Consider the following 18,677-nt stretch of genomic DNA (forward strand, 5'->3'; position numbering starts at 1 on the left):
CTTACCGTGGAGTAAACCTTTGTCCCAACCCGGCGAAAACCACCAGCTAGCCCTGGACCGATTCTTGAGTGAACACCCGGCCCTGGCCGCGGAATTGAATACATTGAACCCCCTGGCGGCCCAGGCCAAAGGGGAAACCATGGAGCAGTACCGCGCCGAGCGCCTGCATGAAGCCTTCGAGGCAGAAGCGGAGCAACAGGGCTTGTTCGCCTGGGAACTGACGCTGAAATTGACGGCGCATTCCCCGGCGGAGTTCGAGGCGCAACGCCTTGAGGTGCACAAGGAGGTGGCGCAAATGGCAGGCCTGAGTTGGTTCGAGTATTGCCAGCTGCACGACTTGCCCGTCTAGAACCAGCGGCCCAGGCCCTTCCTGCGATCAGCGAGCACCGCGCGTAATTCATCAAGAGTAACGGCCCTGCGTTCAGGGTCAGCCGTCAACGCCGTACGCAATACAGGCCAGCAATGGCGAGGCAGTTGCCTGGGCCGGGCCGGCCTGTCACTGGCGTGGCGTCGGCCTTGTGCCAACTCGTACAATACACAGGCCACTGCATACAGGTCGGCGCTGGCCGACAGTGCTCCGCCAGCCAGCAACTCCGGCGCGGCGTACGCGGGCGTCCAGGCATTGAAGCGGCTGCGACTCAAGCCTGGAGAACCTGCCGGGGCCTGTCCGCAAGCCTCGCCCAGACCGAAATCGAACAAGCGCAACCCGCCGTCTCCCACCATGACATTGGCGGGTTTCACATCCCCGTGCAGCACACCCTGCTGATGGCTATGGCGCAACGCGTCGAGCAATTGCACGGCGATGCCTTGCAGCGCTTGCCAGGGTAAACCGCCGGGGCACTCCAGCAGCAACCGGTCCAGGGTCATGCCCTGGAGCAGTTCCATGGTAAAGAATGCGATCTGGCCGGGAGCATCCACTTCAAATGAATACACACGCACCACCTGCTCATGCCGCAGGCTGCGGGTCAGGGCAAACTCGTTGTACAGCAACACGTGGGCATCCGCAGACTCGCGGATGGCTTCGCCCAACACCTTGATCGCGACACTGGAACAGGGTTCGCCAAACTGTTCGTGCAGCAGGTCCCGCGCACGATAGACCACGCCCATGCCGCCTGCGCCCAACACGCGCTCGATCAGGTACCGCCCGGCCAGCAACTCGGGGGCTCCGTCGCGCGGTGGGTTTATCGGGGCCTTGGCAAAGGCAAAGTGGGTCAGGTCGCGCATGACTGCACCACCACAGCGGTCAGGTTGTCGCCGGCCGTGCCGCGCAAGACACCTGCAAACAGCTGGTCCAGGACACGTTGCGGGTTTCCCTGGCTCAAGGCCTGGCCCAACTCAGAGTGGCTAAGCGCCTGGTACAGGCCGTCGCTACACAACAGAAACACATCCCCTGCCAAGGTACCGAGTTCCAGGACCTGCGGGCTCAGTGGTGCCCGCGAGCCGATGGCCCGGGTCAAGGCCCGTGCGTCTGGATGGGCCCTGGCCTGTTCCGGGCTCACCTGCTGGTCAATCAATTGCTCACACAGCGAATGGTCTCGCGACAGCTGGTACAGCGTCTGCCCGCGCCACAGATAGCAACGACTGTCACCGGCCCAGACACACGCAGCGCGATCGCCCTGAAGCAACAACGCCACGACCGTGCTTCCCATGATGGCCTCGGCGCCATGGGAGGCCAGCGTCAATTCATCGCCCAGCCGCCGGTTGAGCCATTGCAGGCAACGACAGGTCGCCTCGACGCGTTCATCCAGGCTGCCCTGGCCGGGCAATGACGCCAGGCCATCGACCACCAGCTGGCTGGCGATGTCCCCCGCCTGATGCCCGCCCATCCCGTCCGCCACGGCCCAGCAGCCCGTCCCGGGGCAATCGAGAAAGGCATCCTCGTTGCGTAAACGGACCTTTCCACGGTCTGTGCGACCGGCGCTGTGCCAGCGGTCGCGAGGTTGGCTCACAACTGCTCCGGCAGGCGAAAAGTTCGCCACTGCGCCATCTGAAATGGATTGGGGGTGCGTCGGCTGGTCAGCAGGTAGTTGGCGCGCAAGCCTGCCAGGTCAGCCTTGAGGATCAGCTCATCCTGCCCGCTGGAGGGTTCGTTCTGCATCAAGTCGAACAAGCGAAACAGGGACCAGGCCCCGGTATTTTTTTCGAGCCCCAACGCCCGCTCGCTGCCCCGCTCCAGCACCAGGCTGCTGCGACCATTCTCAGCCTCGGCTGGCCATTGCATCGCCATGGGGACAATCGGCCCGTGCCGGTACTCCATCTGCTGACCACCCAAACGCAAGACCGCGCGACTCACCGACGGGTCCAGGCTATAGGGCGCGAGCGTGAAACGAACCTGCAAGTCCCCCGGCTCATCCGCAAAAAAACCGCGCCTGATCACCTGCACCTTCGCCTGCTGGTCGAGCAACGCCCGAGACATCGGCAAGCTGCGCCCATCCAGGCTACGCAGCCTGTAGCGCCCGGAATCACCGCTGACGAAAGGCTTCAGATAGCTGTCAAAGAATCGCGCCATGATCCCCTCAGGCTTGAAAAACTCCTGGAAGTCGTTGAGGGAAACGTCGCTGCTGGCGTGGGCATTGAACGGGAAACGCAGCTTGATCGCCCTGCTGTAGAAACCATATACCTCGCTCTGATAACGCTGGTTCACATGCCGATAAGCCTGGTCGAGCAGGCGGCGCCAATGCTCGTCGGCCAGGCTTTCGAACCAGCCCGCCAGCGGCAGCGGCAAACGCGCGGCCACGTTGCGCAGGTTACTCAGCGCATCCTGTTGCCCCTGGATCCGCCGCTTGACCATCTCGAACGCGACCGGCTCCGGCGCGCCTTCGCGATTCAAGCTCGCCAACTGCAGGTGCAAGTCGTTGAGCGCCTGTAACACGCCGGTCAACTCGACTCCCGGGTTCTCATGGTTGTCCAGCAACTGGTGCAAGGGCTCGAAGCGGCGCTGCATGGCTCGCCGTGCGCTGTCGGGCAAGGCATTGACCAGCCCGGCGGCGGTCGGCAACCGCTCTGCCGCAGGTCCAGGCAGCTTGGCAGCCAGCTCGTCGAGGCGCTCACTGGCCGACGGCAGGCGCGTGTGGTCACGAACCTGCTGCAACAACTGCAACAACGGCGACTGGGCCGACGTCAAGCTGGCGAGCTGTTCGGCGCCTTGCCTGGAGTTTTCAGTTTCACGCAGGCCAACCTGCCCAAGCGCCTCGCTCCAGGCATCGGCATACTCGCTGAAGTAGCGTTGTTCAAGCTCCACCATCAACCGTTGCAAATCCATGGCGCTCAGGTCGGCGCCCTCTCCCAGCACCCAGTTGTCCTGGACGATGGTGTTCACCAGCCGCGCGCCCTGCGCTTCAAAATGCCGCTGGTACGTGCGGGTATAAAACCCCGGAATGGAACGCTCGCCCCCCTCAAACACCCGCCCGTGTGCAAGGCGCAACGGTTCAAGGCCGCGAGCTTGTTCGCGCAGCACCCGGTACACCACGTCAACCAGCGATTCGCCGCGCAACACGTGGCGCGCGCGGGCCACCAGCTCGTCATCGAGCGGCTGCACGAACGGCTGCTCAAGCAAGCGCGCGAAATGTTCATTCAACCGGTTTTGCACGGAGGGCTCACCGGCAAACCGTACAGACCAATGCCCCGCCACCCGCTCACGCAGCCAGCCGACATCCCGCCGCTCCCGCAGGTTGAGCATCAGGTACGCCCGGAGGTTATCCAGCAGCCGTTCACGATCTTCCAGGCTGCCGCGAACCTGTTCCTGTAGCATCTCGCTGACCTGGGACAGCAACAGCCGCCCCAAGGCACGCTCGTAGGCCTGCTCCAGCACCGGACGGCTGATACTGCCCTGATACAACCCCATCCGCTCAACCAGCCTGGCTTCGCCCGGCAAGGGGAAAATCCGCGTGGCCGCCAGGCGGCTGTCCAGCAGCGGCAGGAGTGCCTGGGTAGCGTCTGACCCAGGCTGCACGGGTGCGGGCTGTCGTGCCAGCGCCTGCAGTTGCTCCAGACGTTGATGATTGGAGGAGTAACTGTGGGTCCACAGCAAGCCCGCCGCCACGACGACCACTAGCGCGCCCAGGGCCAGCCCCCCCTGGTGCTGGCGGATTCGACGGCGCTCCTGGCTATCGAGGTCCGCCAGGTCGGCTTGCGCCAGAATCACCCGGCTGAACAAGCCCTGGATAAAGTACGCACGTGGTTCAAGTGCCTGTGGGCCACCGTCGGCGCTGGTCAAGTAGAAACCACGAAAGCCGTTGGTGTGCTGATAACGCGGGCCGCAAAAAGCAACGTCGATATAGAGGCTCAGGCGCTCGCCAATCCGGGCCGCCTGATGGGGGAAGTCGAGCATCCGTCCGCGCAGATCACTGTTGCGTTCCTGGTGCAGGCGCTGCACAAGCTCACCGCTCAAGCGCTGCAGCAGTGCTTCAAACGCCTGTCGTACCTGGGCAATGCCAATACCCGCTTTGCCTGGGACGATAGATTCGCCCAACACCGCATCACTGCCTTCGCCCAACGGCCGCTCGAAGAACTCCGCAAACCCCGGCAGGCGGTCGGCCTGGGTCACCACCAGGTAGATCGGCACCTCCACATGCAACGTCTGGCGGATCTCCAGCAACCGACTCTGGACTGCCCGCGCCTCATTCTCCAGCTCACGCTCGCTGCCATGGAGTAATGTGTCCGTGGACAGCGCCACCACCACACCGTTGAGCGGGCGTGTCCGGCGCCGCACCTTGAGCAGCTCCAGCAGCGTCGACCAACCCGCGCCATCGACCTGGCTGTCAGGCTGGGTAAGGTAGCGGCCGGCGACGTCGAGCAACACGCCGTCCTCGGCGAAATGCCAGTTACAGTCCCGCGTGGCACCGCCCTGCGTCGCTACCGACGCGCCCTGATCCTGGAGCAACTGCAAGCCACTGGCGGCCAACATCCGGGACTTGCCACTGCCTTCCTTGCCGATCAGCAAATACCAGGGCAATGCATTACGCCAACGCGGGCTGCGCTCACCATAAATCCGGGAGTGTTTCAGGGTGTACAAAGCGTCCTTGAAGCGACCGCGCAGGTGCCGCTGCTCGTTTTCAACCTGGCCTTTGCGCGGGCGTGGTTCGCCGTCATCGACGGTTGATTGCCGAGCCATACTGCGCCAATTGGCATACACCATCGCCAGGCCCCACAACAAAAACAGCCCGCTGATTGTCAGCAAGCGCGATGCCGCCGCTTGCCAGAATCGATAGTCGTCGACAGCCAGCAGTGGCCCGAAGAACCACACGGCCATTGCGACCGCGAGCACCAGCAGCAGGCTCCAGACCCAAACCCTGCCCAGCACGGCGCCCGCGCTCCTGAAGAATGCGTTCATGCGTTGCTCCCTGCGTTAGAGCGGCGCCCGGAACATATCCGGCGCCACGAGTTGATACGGTTGCAACACCGCTTCACGCTGCTGGCCCAGCACCCAGGCAAATCCTGCATACAGGCTCAACAGGCTGGCGGCGACAAACACTGCAATCCAGGTGAGCGACACGACCCTCAGCCGTTTCCGGCGCGGCTGTTCCGGCCTGGGCGACGGCGCGCACGCCGCAGGCGTATCACCCCGCACATGCCGGATCTGCCGATACAGCGCGTCCCGAACCTGTTCAAGCTGCAACAACCCACGCTCCATGACCCGGTACTTGCCCTCAAACCCGAGGGACAGGCACAGGTACATCAACTCCAGCATCGCCAGGTGCTTGAAGGGGTCCCTCGACATGCGCTCAAGCAACTGGAAAAACTTCTCGCCGCCGAAGGTTTCGTTGTGAAAACTGCTCAGCAGGCTCATCTTCGACCAATCGCTCTGGCTGCCCCATGAGGTGGTGACCACTGCCTCGTCGATCACGCTGCACAGCACATACCGCGCCGCCATGACCTCGCTGCCTTGGGCCCCGTCATGCCGGGCCCGCGTCTCGAACAGCGTGACTGCAGCCGAGAGTCGTTCATTCAGGGCGCGCAGGCTTTCCTCAGCGGTACTGCGCTTGAGGCGGACCACCTCGGACAACAGCTCCCAGGCAGGCGCCACCAAACTGTTCAGGCCAATGTCGAAATGCTCCGCGCCCTGCAAGCGGGCCGCGTAGATCATCCGGTCTTCCAGTTGTTCGAAACGCGGCGGCGATGCGAAGTCGGTCATCGGTCCCTGCGCCGGTCCGCGTCCCTGTCGATCAAGCAGGACGGTTTTCTCGTCCTGCGGGTATTCCCTGTCCATGGTCTCAGTTCCTGATGGCCCAGAATTTCAGTTCCAGTTCGGCAAATTCACCGCTGACGTGGAAGGCAAATCCTCCCGACTGCTTCAACTGCTCAATGTCCCGGGCACCGAGTTCAAGCATGAAATAGGTGTTGGCGGCATGAAACGGTATCTGCCGGGGAGCCACCGGCAGCGGCTTGACCTTGATGCCCGCCAACTGCAGGTTGACCAACTCGCGAATCCGCTCCACAGGGCCGACCTTGAGGTGCGCCGGCAGCCGGTGACGAAGCTCCTCGGCGTCACAATGGGCGCTGGCGGCCAGAATGAAGGTCGCCGAACCCAGCAGGTTGAGATCGCTCACCGGGCACACCAGCACCCCGTACTGGCGAAGCTGCAGCGCCAGCTCAATGGCATGCTGCTCAAGCACCATCGACAGCAGGCTGCGAATCGGCTCCATCAATCCACGAAAGCTGGCGCCCTGGTCGCTGTGCCGGTAATGCCCCTCGAAGTGCGCACGCTTGCTGTCGCTGGCAAACGTCGCGAGTTCACCCAGGATCGACAGCAATGTTCGATACAGCGTTTCAGGGCTGACCTGGCTCAGGCCCAGGTAGTGACGCAAGACCAGTTCGGTGCGATTGATCAATTGCAACATCAGGAAGTCGCCAACCTCCGCGCCGGCGGCGGTACCGTTGGCGCGAATCCGCTCGGCGATGGCATCCCCCCGGTAAGCGAGCAGGCTGATCACTTCCTTGAGGCAAGACAGCAGGTAGCCGGAGCCATGCAGGTGAATGAAGCTCGGGATAAAATCGGGGTCCAGGCTGACGCCCTCCTCGGTGCAACTGAGCACCTGGGCAACCTTGAGCTTCACGTAATGCGGGTCGCTGTGTTGCTCCCCCAGCAACAGGCGAAAATCCAGCTGCCCGCAATTGACCTGACGACGAGCTTCTTCCCCGGCGTTGGAGTCGCTGACGTCTACCGCAAGAGTCTTGTAGCGCGCCAACACATCAATCTGCTCGGGTCGACGGGCTTCAACACAGTTACCTGTGGCCAGCGGCAAGGCCAGGTAGATCGACTGCTTCCCGGTATTTTCCGGAACCTCCAGCACCAGCGACTCCATCGCGCCGCCCAGCTCGAACAGGCTGCCATCCGGCAATATGCCGCTGGCCTGGCTGATAACGACCTTGCCCATATTGAGGTATTGCACATCGATTTCCAGGGCCAGGAAGCCCCAGGCGTGACGGCACAACAGCTGGGTGCGGCGCGTGAGTTGCTGATCGTGGTACCGATCGTTTTGCTGGAAATGCTGAGGGCGCAGCAACATGCCTTCCTGCCAGATGACTTTTTGGCTGTACATGTCAGTCGCCCGCCTTCGCGGGTTGCGGGTTGACCAACCGAATGCCGGCCTGATCAAGGATCAGTTCAGCGCCGGTCAATCGCTGCGCGGTCACCGGCAACACATAGCGCCATTGCGAGTGAGGCAAATCACGGTACGCCGCCAGCACACCGACATAACGACTGCCTGGCTCGAGGCTGAGTTTGAGCGTGGAGTGATCGCCGGGGCGCAACTCCAGCTCTTCGAGGTTCACCAGGTCCTTGGGCAACGTGTGCTCGGCATGAGCATAAAGGCTGAAAAAGTCCGCATTTTCAAAAGCCACGGGGTGTCGAAGCTCCATCAGGTGCACCACGATCGGCGACGGGCGACCATGGAGATCAGGGTTGACCCGTTCGCTGGCGGTCAGTGTCAGGTCCAGCTTGGTCAACTTCGAAAAGGGCGATAGGGAGCAACCACCCAGCAAACCCATTACAGCGCACAACAATGCAACGGTGACTCGGGACATGAAGATCATCCTGGATAACGGTGAAGGGTTGAGATCAGACGAATCTGTTCCTCGTACGCCTTGGCGAAGTCGCTGCCCAGCAGGCGCTCGCTCAAGTGCTCGTCCTCGATCAGTGCCTGGTAATGGCGCTGATACGCGCGCCAGCGGGCGCCACACCGGGGGATCAGCGGCGGCCTTGCCTGGCGTTCGAAGCACAGCAGCAAATGGCCGGGCGCAAAGGCTGCCAGAGCGCCGCGTACTGCCGCGCGGCAGGCCGCCAGCAAGGCCACCTCGTGAGCCTGCATGTCGCGGTACGCCCGCATGACAAGCATCTCGGCGGAAACCTGCCCCAGCTGCCCGACACCCAGCAGCGACCCCAAGGCCGCACTGGCGTCTGCGCTGTCTCTAAGTGGGTTGGGGCTTTGGAGCGGCGTCTGGGTGAGTGCCAGTTTCAGCTCTTGCCTGAGCTCGTTACGGGTGCCCAGGCTCTGTTGCAACCCTTCAGTCATTTGCCGGAGCAAGCTCGCGGCCTTGATCGCCAGGACTTCTCTTGCCGACTCATCGAGGTCGCCCAGATCAATACCGAGTGCCTGCGCAAACCCCAACCAGAATGGCCCTGAGCCGTGACCTGGAACGGGCGATTGCGGACTTGGGGCGACCTGGCGCGCAGGCTTCACAAGCTCGGGAACCGTCAGGTGATCCCGGTCCGCCGCCGCGTGGTCCGTCCAGCGCAATGTCTCGTAGGTGGTCATGTTCAGGGCCGCCAGCTCTTGCGACCCGTCCTCGCGCTGCAGTTCGCTGGCCATTGCCCGCAGTGGGTCCAGCTCAAGGAATGCATCATCGGGAATCAGCCTGTGTAATCCGTCCTGGCCCTGTCCCAGCGGTGGGCTGACCAGTCGTGCGCGAATACTCAGCGGCCCCAGCTGAAATACCGCGCCGTCATCTATCGGTTGCTGCTGCCCCTCATGCAGACGCTCACTGCGGCCTGCCAGGCGGGTTCCATTGCTGCTGATATCCGTCAGGAAATACCGGCCGTCACGATAACTGATCACCGCGTGACGACCGGAAACCTGGCGACTGGTGTCAGGCAGGGTCCAGTCGCAACCGGCCCCCCGGCCGATGACGCCCCCCACACCGTCAAAGACTTTGCGCAGCGCCGGCGCGGACTCTGCTGGCCCCGCAGGGCACACCTCAAACACTAGCTGCATGGCAGGACTCCTCCGCGCTCACAGGCCACGACCGGTGGACCGTGGATCACCCAGCGGACGGTAGTCATCGTCGTCAAAGACATGATTGGTGTTACAGCCACTCAGCAAAAACAACACAAGCACCAGGGCTTGCCACTGACTAACAGGCATCAGGTATCTCCCGGAATTGAAAGGGTGTGCCATTCAGCACTCTCCCTGGACTTCGCCAAACGGAATGTCCAGGCGTGCAAGGCGGTACAACAACGTGCGCCGGGCGAGGCCCAGTTCACGGGCGGTGCGGGTTCGATTGCCACGGTTCTTGCGCAGGCAGTCGATCAGCACTACCCGCTCGACTCGCTCCATGCGCTGGCGCAGCGTTGCGTCGACAGCGGGCGCGGACAGGGTTGATGGCAGCGATAAATGCGCAGGCAGGATCACCTCGTCGTCGCACAGCAGCACCGCCCGCTCCACCATGCATTTGAGCTCACGAACGTTGCCGGGAAAGTGGTGGCTGGACAGTTGATCCAGGGCCGCACTCGACCAGCCCACCGTGGCTCGCCCCAACAGTGCACAGGCCTTGTCGGCGAAATGCCGGGCCAGTTGCAGCACGTCCCCGTCCCGCTGGCGCAGCGCCGGCAACTCGATAGGAAACTGCGCCAGCCGGTAATAAAGGTCCTCGCGAAAGCTTCCTTCAGCCACCATGCTGGTGAGGTCCCGGTGTGTCGCCGCGACGATTCGCACGTCGACCTTGTGGGACGTGTTGGCACCCAACGGCCGAATCTCGCCCTCCTGCAGGACCCGCAACAACTTGGCCTGCAGTGACAGCGGCATATCACCGATTTCGTCGAGCAGCAGCGTGCCGCCGTGGGCGGTGTCAAACAGGCCGGCGTGGTCTCTTTCGGCCCCGGTGAACGCGCCTTTGCGGTAACCGAACAACTCACTTTCGAGCAAGCCTTCGGGAAACGCTGCGCAGTTTTGCACCACAAATGCCTTGCTGCTGCGCGGGCCGGCAGCATGAATGGCCCGGGCGACCACCTCTTTACCGGTGCCGGTCTCGCCCCGGAGCAGCACGGTGTAGGGGCTATGCACCACCTTGCCGATCAGGCGGCACGTCTCGTCCATGGCCGTGCTGTTTCCGATCAAGCCGTAGGCGCTGGTGCTGCGGGTGCTGCGAACCACCTTCAACGCACCGGGAGCCCGGCGCATTCGCCGCAACAGGGCCAACTGGCTCAAGACAAAACTGCCCAATTGGCCCAGGGACGCACCGTAGCCAGCCAGCTCCGTCGCTCGCAGGCTGGCACACAACACCATCCCGGATACCTGCTTGCTCGGCCCCGGTAACGGCACGCACAGGAGTGATTGCCAGGACGCCGCGCCCGCTGGCAGAAACCCCGTGTCATACACACTGCTGCCTGCCTCGGTGAGGTTGAACACGCGGTTCTGTTGCAGCACGTACTGCAACAGTTGCTCGTTCCGCAAATCCGCGCCCGAGCTCACAACCGCCCCTGGCGGCGACAGGCCCGGCAAATACTGGGCAGCCAGTTCGAGGCGGCCGGTGGCCTGGTCGAGCAAGTACAACTGGCCAAGCTCGCAGCCGCTCAATTGCGCGGCGCCTGCCGCAAAGTCATCGGCCAATGTCGATTCGTCACTATTGATGCCCAACCGGGTAAACCATCCCAACAAGGCAGCGGCGTAGTCCAGCGGGCTTGGCAACTGGGTAAACGGATTGTCCGCCATCAGCTGAACTCACAGATTACGGTGCCGTTGGCATCCAGCCTGGCATGGACGAACTGCAGGGACTTGCCAACGGCCATCGCACCCAGCAGGCGATCCACCACCTGCGGCAACAGGTTTTCCTCGATCCATTGGTCGACAAACCGCGCGCCACTCCCACTGCGGCTACAGTGCTCGGCCATGTGTGCGACAAGATCCCCTGCGTGACTGAATGCGAGCTTGCGCTGAAGCAGACGCTGGCCCAGGCGCTGAAGTTTGTGTTCAATCAGTTGGTGCAGCACCGCGCCTGCCACCGGGTAATACGGCACGACTCGCATACGGGCCAGCAGCGCCGGCTTGAAATGAGCTGTCAGTACCGGCCGGATCGCGGCGTGCAGTACTTCGACAGCCGGTCGTTGACTGTCGGCGCACAGCCCGGTGACAAGATCGCTGCCCAGGTTGGAAGTCATCAGGATCAGGGTATTGCGAAAGTCGATTTCACGTCCTTCTCCATCATTGGCTACCCCTTTGTCGAACACCTGGTAAAACAGGTTCAGGACATCCGGATCGGCCTTTTCCACCTCATCGAGCAGCACCACTGAATAGGGCTTTTGCCGCACCGCCTCAGTCAGCACCCCGCCCTCCCCGTAACCGACATAACCCGGTGGTGCGCCGATCAGCCGGGACAGTGAGTGTTTCTCCTGGTATTCAGACATGTTGATCGTGGTGACAAAGCGCTCGCCGCCATACAACAGGTCGGCCAGGGCGTGGGCTGTTTCAGTTTTGCCGACACCACTGGGGCCCACCAACAGAAATACCCCCACGGGGGCATCAGGCCTGTTCACGCCGGCCGCGACAGCCCGCAGGCAACGGTCCAGGACCTGCACGGCACCTTCCTGGCCGAGGATGCGACCACGCAGATCATCCGCAAAGTTCAGGACCTTCGCGCTGTGTTCGCGGGCAAGCTGCTCCAGGGGAATACCCGTCCAGGCGCTGATAACCTGTGCCACCAACCGTGGGCATACTTCGAAGCTGACCAATCGCTGTTCGTGCTGTATGGCCTGCAACGCCTGATGGTTCTGGGCCAGGAGCGAAGCGAGAGCCTCAGTGCTTTCGCCAAGGTTACCGGCGTCGGCCAGTTGCTGGCGCAGCGAGAGTACCTTCTCGGCCAGTTCGCGCTGGTGGGTCCAGCGTTGTTCAAGCTGGAACCGTGCGACTTCTACTTCTTCCAGTCTCCGGGTGAGGTGCTGCAGCACCTGTTCATCGATGGCCAACCCCGCGTCGGCATCCCTGCGCACGGCACGTTGCTGGCGCGTGCCCTCGGCCAGTTCGGCGCGCAACTGCTGCAGTTCGTCCGGCGCCGTGACCAGGCTGATCCGCACCCGGGCACAAGCGGTGTCCAGCACGTCCACAGCCTTGTCCGGCAACTGGCGGCCGGCCAGGTAGCGGGCACTCAGCTGCGCGGCGGCGACCACGGCGTCATCGCGCACGTAGACTCCGTGGCTGGCCTCATACACCGGGACCAACCCACGCAAAATCGTCACGGCATCGTCAACCGTCGGCTCGTGCACCTGCACCGGCTGAAAACGCCGCGCCAACGCCGGGTCTTTCTCGAAGTACTTCTTGTACTCCGACCAGGTCGTCGCGGCGATGGTACGCAACTCACCTCGTGCCAGCGCTGGCTTGAGCAGGTTGGCGGCATCGGAGCTGCCGGCCGAGCCGCCTGCGCCGACCAGGGTATGGGCCTCATCGATGAACAGGATGACCGGTTGCGGCGAGGCGTTGACCTCATCGATCAAGCCTTTGAGGCGGCGCTCGAACTCACCCTTGATACTGGCACCGGCTTGCAGCAGGCCCATGTCCAGGGTCAGCAGGCGCACCTTCCTGAGCACCTCTGGCACTTGCGCGCTGACGATCCGCAGGGCCAGGCCCTCGACTATCGCGGTTTTCCCGACACCCGCCTCGCCCACCAGAATGGGGTTGTTCTTGCGCCGCCGCGCGAGCGTATCGATCATTTGCCGGACTTCGTTATCGCGACAGAGCACGGGGTCGAGTTTCCCGTCCCGGGCCTGGCGAGTCAGGTCATGGGTAAAGCGCTCCAGCAAGGAACTCCCCGCCTCAGCTGGAGCCGCCTGCGCGTTTTCACTCAAGAGAAATCCGAGCACACGCGGTGCATCAAGCGTGCTCATCACCGCCTGGTAACGGCTGCCAGCGTGCTGCATCGGGTTGCGCAACAAGGCGAGCAGCAAGGCGCCATGGTCCACTTCCCGTCGGCCCAGCTCCAGATGGGCAACCAGCAACGCCTGCTGCAGCCATTGCACCAGGGCGGGCGAAAACACCGGATTGCGGGACGCGCTCTGGTCGACCCGAGGTTGCAGCACGGCCTGCAATTCCCCGGCATCCACGCCCGCATCCTGCAGCGCTCGCATAAGAACACCCTCGGGATGCTCCAGGAGCGTCAGCAGCAAGTCTTCCACCAGGACCTCGCCGCCGCCCCGGGTGACACAACGCTCGGCGCTGCGTTCCAGGTCGCGCCGTGTGGACGCCGTCAATGCCTGGATAAGTTGTTGCAGATCCACATTCATCATATCCATCAATCCCTAATGATTTTTACTGGCCAGGATGACCACGCCGTCTGCCCGCTCATGCCCCAGCCAACTGGTCCAGCCCAGGCGGCAGACGTTGTGCTCGCCAAGGTGCAACGGCCGGACCTCGCCCGCCGCCAACACCAGTCGCACGTCGTATTCCAAGGGGTCCCGGGCGGCAAAACGCACCAGCGCACACAGCGGCTCGTAACCCGCCCCGGTGGGCAAAAACTCGTGAAAACGCTGCCAGTCGAGTGCCAATACATGAACCCTGAACATGCCACTGCGGTCGATAAGGCACTCCCCCAGCACCAGGTCCGAACCCAACGAGCTATAGGCGCGACCAAGGTCATTGCGCTGCTCATGGTCGATCACTACCCTGCGCTCGACCCACTGCTCGATGACCAGCCGGTTGTGCTTGAAGTAATAACGCAGCACGGTCTCGATCAGCGCGGCGGAGTGCACGCGCAGGCTCAGCAGCCCCAGGTAGGGCAACAGGCGTTTCCAGTTCAGTTGAGCCGCGCTGCGAATCGCGCTGCCACCCAGGCCCACCCATGCAAACATCTGCTCGGAAAAGGGATCGCGGGCGCCCGTTTGAAAACTCGCCTGATAACGATATTTTCGCCAGATCGGCACTATCAGCCGGTGCAGGCGATGGTGAAAAAGATCAAGAAATTCCCGCGTCGGATTACCGCCCGCTACCTCGGCAAAGGCTTGCTCGCCATAGAACGCCGGCAGCGGTGACCCTGTACCAAACAGGCCCAGCACATTGAGGCGAAGCCGTGCCCGCAAATGGCCGTGCTCGACAAAAAACTCCACACGATCAATGTCGTTGCCGGGAAAGCCAAAGCCTGGGTTGGCCTGGAACTCCAATTGATCGTAGAGCGCATCCTCGTCCAGCGAGGGATGCGCCTCGCGCAGGCGCTCGATAATCTGCGCGACCGCCTGAAACACCGAGTACTCGCGAATCACTCGGGACAGTGCGGTTAAAGCAGGGGCTGCTGGCCCATCCGGGGTGGCCATAGGTACACGTCTCCTTGTGTGCTGATGACTCGCAGTTCGTGGTACGAGTTGAGGCTGGCGTAAAGCGCGAAGAACTCGTTGAGCACCGAGGCAAAGACGAACACGTCGCCCTCCCCCAGGTAGCCTTCAGGATCGATGGTGAGATCAACCCGCAAGCCGCGAAATGGCAGGCCTCGGTGCAGCCGGTCTACGGGCTGGTGACTGATCGAACGGAGGGCGCCCAGCCTTCGCCTGCTGACCTTTTCCACCTGGCGGTCGTGATAACGCGGCAGGTCGTAGGTTTCGAGGATCACCCTCAAGGCGTTGATATCGGTCAATGACAGATAGTTGAGCGACATATTGCTGATCAGTCGCCACAGGAAGTCGCTGTCCAGGGGTGGCGCAAAGCTGGGGGTTGCCGCGGTGATGTTGCGAAACGAGAGAAACTCGGGCGTCTGTTCGCACGCCTGATTGATATCGCCCACCTGCAGCAGGCGTGGCAGGTTGTGGTTGGTGCAGGTCAGTTCAATCGACAGGGTTTCCTGTTCATGCACTGGACACCGGTCGAAACTCAGCCAGGTATCCAGGCCGGCATGTTGCAGGGATGGCCGCTGGCGAACGCCATAGCTGGGCGCGGCGCTGCCAAAATCGTGCTCAAACGATTCGAACGGAACATATTCCTGGTACCCGAGGCCTCCCGGCCGCCATCCCGTGACCTTGTCGACGGAAAATACACCGCAGTTCCCCCTGGCGTATTCGCCAGGCAACAACAGGTATTCGTCCTGCTTGCCGTCCAGGCGAATCGGTACGCCGTCGTGCTTGAACAGATTGACGATGGGCGTGCAGTACAGCTTCACGTTGTCCAGGGTAGGCGCCATTCGCTCAATACCGCGACCACGCATGTCGAAGCGTAACGTCACGCCATGTACCTGCTTGAGTACGTCAATAGGCAACCTGCTCAGCGCGCCAAGGCCACTCACATCGACAAACAGGTATTTGTCGGGAAAGGCGAAGTACTCCTGCAAATGGCGATAGCCACGAAAGGTATTCAACGGATAAGGGATCAGTGCCTCATCCTCGGAAAAGCCCACAGGACTGATATCGTTGCTGGACAGACGCAATGAAACAGGCTCGCCGTCGGCGCCGATGACCGGCAGCCCGTCGCGCCCGAAAGGCTGCAACTCGAACCCGTCCAGGTGACGCAAAAGCCCCAGGTAAAGCGCCTGGCTGACGGGCTGCTCCCCCGCGAGATGCAAACGCAGGCAGTTCAGTTCCAGCTCACTGAAGTTGCCCTCGGCCGTCATCTCCAGACGCAGGCAGAGCAAAGCGCCCTCGCCCTGTACCGAGTACTCCATGGCGGCCAGTTGCAGCGGCAAGACCTGCGTCGGGTAACAGGTACGAAAACGGCAGCGTTCACCGTCGATCGCAATGCTTTCCACCGGTGTATCCCGCTCGACCCTGATGGCCGGCCCTGTGCGCTTGAGCGGATCAAACTGCAGCATGCTGAACGACGGCAGCGGCCGCATATAGTTGGGCCACAGCAGATGCATCAACGAGTGACTCAACTCCGGCAATTGATCATCAAGCTTCTGCCGCAGGCGACCGGTGAGGAATGCAAAACCCTCAAGCAACCGTTCTACGTCCGGATCCTGGCCAGCGTCCCCAAGAAACGGCGCGAGTGCCGGGTTGCGCTCGCAGAACCGTCGCCCCAACTGTCGCAGTGCGCTCAGCTCGCCCTGGTAGTAGCGGTTAAACGACATCCGGTTTGACCTCGACCCGTGCGCCGTGAGCCAGGCTGGCGCAAAAGGCGACCGCTTGCGTCATGCCATTGACTTCCATGGCCCCCTCGATGGAAAAAGCCAGCACCATCGGGTCACGGTCCTGAGGCAATGCCTTGACACGGACATCCTTCAGACGGGGTTCGTAGGCCTGGATAAAGCGCTCAATCAGGAACCGAGCCTGGCTCAACGCGTCATGCAGGCTGAGGCGCATGTCATTCAGATCAGGTAACCCGTAATCAGGTAGCGTCTGGACACTGCCCGCACGGGTGCTGAGCATTTTCGCCAGATGACCCGCCACGGATTCCACGACGCAACCTTGCGGGCTGCGCCCCACGCCGGACTCCAGGCGCTCGAAAAGGCTGCGGTTTTGGCTAATCACGTGGCGGCGGCTCATTCTTTATCGAGCTTGCCGACGAGCGACAGAGTGAAGTCTGCCCCCATGTACTTGAAGTGCGGGCGAACGCTCAGGTTGACGCGATACCAGCCAGGCTCCCCGTCGACATCACTGACAACAATGCGCGCAGCCCGAAGCGGGCGCCGTCCACGCACTTCAGTGCTGGGGTTGCCCTGGTCGGCTACGTATTGGCGAATCCATTTGTTGAGTTCCAGCTCAAGGTCGGTGCGCTCCTTCCACGACCCCAGCTGTTCACGCTGCAGGACCTTGAGATAGTGGGCCAGGCGATTGACGATCATCATGTACGGCAATTGGGTACCGAGACGGTAATTCAGCTCGGCAGCCTTGCCTTCGGCACTGATTCCAAAAGACTTGGGTTTTTGCACCGAACTGGCGGAAAAGAACGCTGCATTGTCACTGCCCTTGCGCATGGTCAGGGCAATGAAGCCCTCTTGCGCCAGCTCGTATTCGCGTCGGTCGGATACCAGCACCTCGGTAGGAATCTTGGTTTCGATCTCGCCCATGCTGTGAAAGTGATGCAGCGGCAAGTCCTCAATTGCACCACCACTCTGCGGGCCGATAATGTTCGGGCACCAGCGATACCGGGCGAAACTGTCCGTCAAGCGGGTAGCAAAGGCATAGGCCGTATTACCCCACAGATAGTGTTCGTGGCTGCTGGCCACATGTTCCTGGTAGGCGAACGTCTTGACCGGACAATCAACGGGATCGTACGGCGTACGCAATAGAAAGCGCGGTACGGTGAGGCCGATGTAGCGGGCATCTTCGCTCTGGCGAAAACTCTGCCATTTGGCAAACTGCGGCCCTTCAAAATGGTCCTTCAGGTCCTTGAGGTCAGGCAGGCCGGTAAAGCTCTCCAGGCCGAAGAAACCAGGGCCGGCCGCCGCAATGAACGGTGCATGGGCCATGCAGGCCACGCTGGAAACATACTGCATCAGCCTGACATCGGGAGCACTGGGGGAAAGGAAATAATTGGCGATGATTGCCCCTACGGGCTGGCCGCCGAACTGACCGTATTCGGCACTGTAGATGTGCTTGTAGAGTCCGGACTGAGTCACCTCCGGTGAGTCCTCGAAGTCATCCAGCAGATCCTGGCGGGAGACGCTGAGCAGTTCGATCTTGATGTTTTCACGAAAATTGGTGCGATCAACCAGCAACTGCAGGCCACGCCAGGAAGACTCCAGTGCCTGGAAGTCGGGATGGTGCAGGATTTCATCCATTTGCTGGCTGAGCCTTGCGTCAATCTCGGCAATCATCCGGTCAACCAGGCGCTTCTTGACCGGCTCGCCCTTGTTTTGCGGTTTGATCAGCTCCTCGATAAATGCCGAGACTCCGCGCTTTGCAATACTGTAGGCCTCGTCGTCGGCACTGAGGCGGGTCTGGGCAATGATGTTGTCGAGAATGCTGTACTCATCCGTGATGGGCGCATGCGACGGGCTTTGGCTGGTAGTCATGGTGTCAGTGTCCTTTTAACTGAGAGAGTCATACGGCGGAGCTGTCCAGCCCCAATTCAGCCAATACCCGCTTGCGCGAATCGTCATCGGCGAGGGCATTTTCAATGGCCTTTCGAAAGCTCGGCGTGTTGCCCAGCGGCCCCTTGAGCGCCACAAGTGCATCGCGCAGGTCCATGAGCCTTTTCAGCTCGGGTATCTGCTCAACCAGCTGTGCAGGATTGAAGTCCTTCATCGAATTGATCCTGACCCGGATCGCCAACTCGTCAGGTTCGGCTGAATCCTGCAGCCGGTTGGGGACGCTCAAGGCCAGGCCCAAGGCCTGCTTGGCCAGCACCTCGTCGAGGCTGTTCTTGTCGATGCCGACGGGCTTGCGGTCTTCGAGCTTGCGCAGGTCTTCACGCTGGGTGAAGTCACCAAGCACCAGCAATTTCAACGGCAGCTCGACCTCTTCCTGCGCAGTGCCGACGGCGGGTTTGAACGTGATATTGATGCGTTCCCTGGGGGCTACCGAACCTTCTTTCGCCATGGTGTTTCTCCTT

General features: G+C 62.0%; 16 protein-coding genes. 1 reads left to right on the top strand and 15 read right to left on the bottom strand.

Annotated elements, in window-relative coordinates:
• Positions 1 to 19 precede the first annotated feature (19 nt).
• Positions 20 to 349, top strand: coding sequence for a DUF6388 family protein (locus tag C0058_RS19065; protein WP_087694170.1), 330 nt, complete (start codon positions 20 to 22; stop codon positions 347 to 349).
• Here C0058_RS19065 and C0058_RS19070 read toward each other — a convergent pair.
• From C0058_RS19070 to tssB, 15 genes are read right to left on the bottom strand one after another with little or no spacing between them, the layout of a single operon-like run.
• Positions 346 to 1,224 (bottom strand): serine/threonine-protein kinase, encoded by an 879-nt coding sequence (locus tag C0058_RS19070; protein ID WP_087694171.1) that lies wholly within the window; start codon positions 1,222 to 1,224, stop codon positions 346 to 348. The genes C0058_RS19065 and C0058_RS19070 overlap by 4 nt on opposite strands.
• The gene (locus C0058_RS19075) at positions 1,212 to 1,949 is read right to left on the bottom strand and encodes a PP2C family serine/threonine-protein phosphatase (RefSeq protein ID WP_083853231.1); all 738 of its coding nucleotides are present in this window, start codon (positions 1,947 to 1,949) and stop codon (positions 1,212 to 1,214) included. The genes C0058_RS19070 and C0058_RS19075 overlap by 13 nt, the downstream gene beginning before the upstream one ends.
• The gene (gene tssM / locus C0058_RS19080) at positions 1,946 to 5,332 is read right to left on the bottom strand and encodes a type VI secretion system membrane subunit TssM (protein ID WP_102369322.1); all 3,387 of its coding nucleotides are present in this window, start codon (positions 5,330 to 5,332) and stop codon (positions 1,946 to 1,948) included. Before tssM ends, C0058_RS19075 begins: the two co-directional genes overlap by 4 nt.
• A gap of 15 nt (positions 5,333 to 5,347) precedes the next feature.
• Positions 5,348 to 6,208: a type IVB secretion system protein IcmH/DotU gene (gene icmH / locus C0058_RS19085; RefSeq protein ID WP_102369323.1), complete on the bottom strand. Its 861-nt coding sequence runs from the start codon at positions 6,206 to 6,208 to the stop codon at positions 5,348 to 5,350.
• Positions 6,209 to 6,212: 4 nt separating this feature from the next.
• Entirely contained in the window at positions 6,213 to 7,541 is a 1,329-nt protein-coding gene (gene tssK / locus C0058_RS19090; RefSeq protein ID WP_102369324.1) for a type VI secretion system baseplate subunit TssK, read from the bottom strand.
• Position 7,542: 1 nt separating this feature from the next.
• Positions 7,543 to 8,025 carry a type VI secretion system lipoprotein TssJ gene (gene tssJ / locus C0058_RS19095; protein WP_023658927.1) on the bottom strand — a complete coding sequence of 161 codons (483 nt, stop codon included), beginning with the start codon at positions 8,023 to 8,025 and terminating at the stop codon, positions 7,543 to 7,545.
• 5 nt (positions 8,026 to 8,030) lie between these two features.
• Positions 8,031 to 9,212 carry a type VI secretion system-associated FHA domain protein TagH gene (gene tagH / locus C0058_RS19100; protein ID WP_102369325.1) on the bottom strand — a complete coding sequence of 394 codons (1,182 nt, stop codon included), beginning with the start codon at positions 9,210 to 9,212 and terminating at the stop codon, positions 8,031 to 8,033.
• An 18-nt stretch (positions 9,213 to 9,230) separates the two neighbouring features.
• Positions 9,231 to 9,362, bottom strand: a complete 132-nt coding sequence (locus C0058_RS19105; RefSeq protein ID WP_003208049.1) for a hypothetical protein — start codon at positions 9,360 to 9,362, stop codon at positions 9,231 to 9,233.
• Between the two features lie 33 nt (positions 9,363 to 9,395).
• Entirely contained in the window at positions 9,396 to 10,928 is a 1,533-nt protein-coding gene (locus C0058_RS19110; protein WP_102369326.1) for a sigma-54-dependent Fis family transcriptional regulator, read from the bottom strand.
• Complete coding sequence (gene tssH, locus C0058_RS19115; RefSeq protein WP_102369327.1) at positions 10,928 to 13,492, bottom strand: type VI secretion system ATPase TssH; 2,565 nt, start codon at positions 13,490 to 13,492, stop codon at positions 10,928 to 10,930. The genes C0058_RS19110 and tssH overlap by 1 nt, the downstream gene beginning before the upstream one ends.
• Positions 13,493 to 13,504: 12 nt before the next feature.
• Positions 13,505 to 14,512: a type VI secretion system baseplate subunit TssG gene (gene tssG / locus C0058_RS19120; RefSeq protein ID WP_087694180.1), complete on the bottom strand. Its 1,008-nt coding sequence runs from the start codon at positions 14,510 to 14,512 to the stop codon at positions 13,505 to 13,507.
• The gene (gene tssF / locus C0058_RS19125) at positions 14,476 to 16,251 is read right to left on the bottom strand and encodes a type VI secretion system baseplate subunit TssF (RefSeq protein ID WP_102369328.1); all 1,776 of its coding nucleotides are present in this window, start codon (positions 16,249 to 16,251) and stop codon (positions 14,476 to 14,478) included. Before tssF ends, tssG begins: the two co-directional genes overlap by 37 nt.
• On the bottom strand, positions 16,241 to 16,666 hold the full coding sequence (gene tssE / locus C0058_RS19130) for a type VI secretion system baseplate subunit TssE (protein ID WP_102369329.1): 426 nt from the start codon (positions 16,664 to 16,666) through the stop codon (positions 16,241 to 16,243). Before tssE ends, tssF begins: the two co-directional genes overlap by 11 nt.
• The gene (gene tssC, locus C0058_RS19135; RefSeq protein WP_102369330.1) at positions 16,663 to 18,138 is read right to left on the bottom strand and encodes a type VI secretion system contractile sheath large subunit; all 1,476 of its coding nucleotides are present in this window, start codon (positions 18,136 to 18,138) and stop codon (positions 16,663 to 16,665) included. The genes tssE and tssC overlap by 4 nt, the downstream gene beginning before the upstream one ends.
• A gap of 28 nt (positions 18,139 to 18,166) precedes the next feature.
• Positions 18,167 to 18,664, bottom strand: coding sequence for a type VI secretion system contractile sheath small subunit (gene tssB, locus C0058_RS19140; RefSeq protein WP_102369331.1), 498 nt, complete (start codon positions 18,662 to 18,664; stop codon positions 18,167 to 18,169).
• Between the last annotated feature and the right edge of the window lie 13 nt (positions 18,665 to 18,677).

It is taken from the genome of Pseudomonas sp. NC02, from assembly GCF_002874965.1.
Taxonomy (GTDB): Bacteria; Pseudomonadota; Gammaproteobacteria; order Pseudomonadales; family Pseudomonadaceae; genus Aquipseudomonas.

What these genes read in the sequence shown, in the direction of transcription:
- C0058_RS19070 (WP_087694171.1), bottom strand. Translation starts at nt 1,224, where the DNA reads ATGCGCGACCTGACCCACTTTGCCTTTGCCAAGGCCCCGATAAACCCA.
- tssM (WP_102369322.1), bottom strand. Translation starts at nt 5,332, where the DNA reads ATGAACGCATTCTTCAGGAGCGCGGGCGCCGTGCTGGGCAGGGTTTGG.
- icmH (WP_102369323.1), bottom strand. Translation starts at nt 6,208, where the DNA reads ATGGACAGGGAATACCCGCAGGACGAGAAAACCGTCCTGCTTGATCGA.
- tssK (WP_102369324.1), bottom strand. Translation starts at nt 7,541, where the DNA reads ATGTACAGCCAAAAAGTCATCTGGCAGGAAGGCATGTTGCTGCGCCCT.
- tssJ (WP_023658927.1), bottom strand. Translation starts at nt 8,025, where the DNA reads ATGTCCCGAGTCACCGTTGCATTGTTGTGCGCTGTAATGGGTTTGCTG.
- tagH (WP_102369325.1), bottom strand. Translation starts at nt 9,212, where the DNA reads ATGCAGCTAGTGTTTGAGGTGTGCCCTGCGGGGCCAGCAGAGTCCGCG.
- C0058_RS19105 (WP_003208049.1), bottom strand. Translation starts at nt 9,362, where the DNA reads ATGCCTGTTAGTCAGTGGCAAGCCCTGGTGCTTGTGTTGTTTTTGCTG.
- C0058_RS19110 (WP_102369326.1), bottom strand. Translation starts at nt 10,928, where the DNA reads ATGGCGGACAATCCGTTTACCCAGTTGCCAAGCCCGCTGGACTACGCC.
- tssH (WP_102369327.1), bottom strand. Translation starts at nt 13,492, where the DNA reads ATGATGAATGTGGATCTGCAACAACTTATCCAGGCATTGACGGCGTCC.
- tssG (WP_087694180.1), bottom strand. Translation starts at nt 14,512, where the DNA reads ATGGCCACCCCGGATGGGCCAGCAGCCCCTGCTTTAACCGCACTGTCC.
- tssF (WP_102369328.1), bottom strand. Translation starts at nt 16,251, where the DNA reads ATGTCGTTTAACCGCTACTACCAGGGCGAGCTGAGCGCACTGCGACAG.
- tssE (WP_102369329.1), bottom strand. Translation starts at nt 16,666, where the DNA reads ATGAGCCGCCGCCACGTGATTAGCCAAAACCGCAGCCTTTTCGAGCGC.
- tssC (WP_102369330.1), bottom strand. Translation starts at nt 18,138, where the DNA reads ATGACTACCAGCCAAAGCCCGTCGCATGCGCCCATCACGGATGAGTAC.
- tssB (WP_102369331.1), bottom strand. Translation starts at nt 18,664, where the DNA reads ATGGCGAAAGAAGGTTCGGTAGCCCCCAGGGAACGCATCAATATCACG.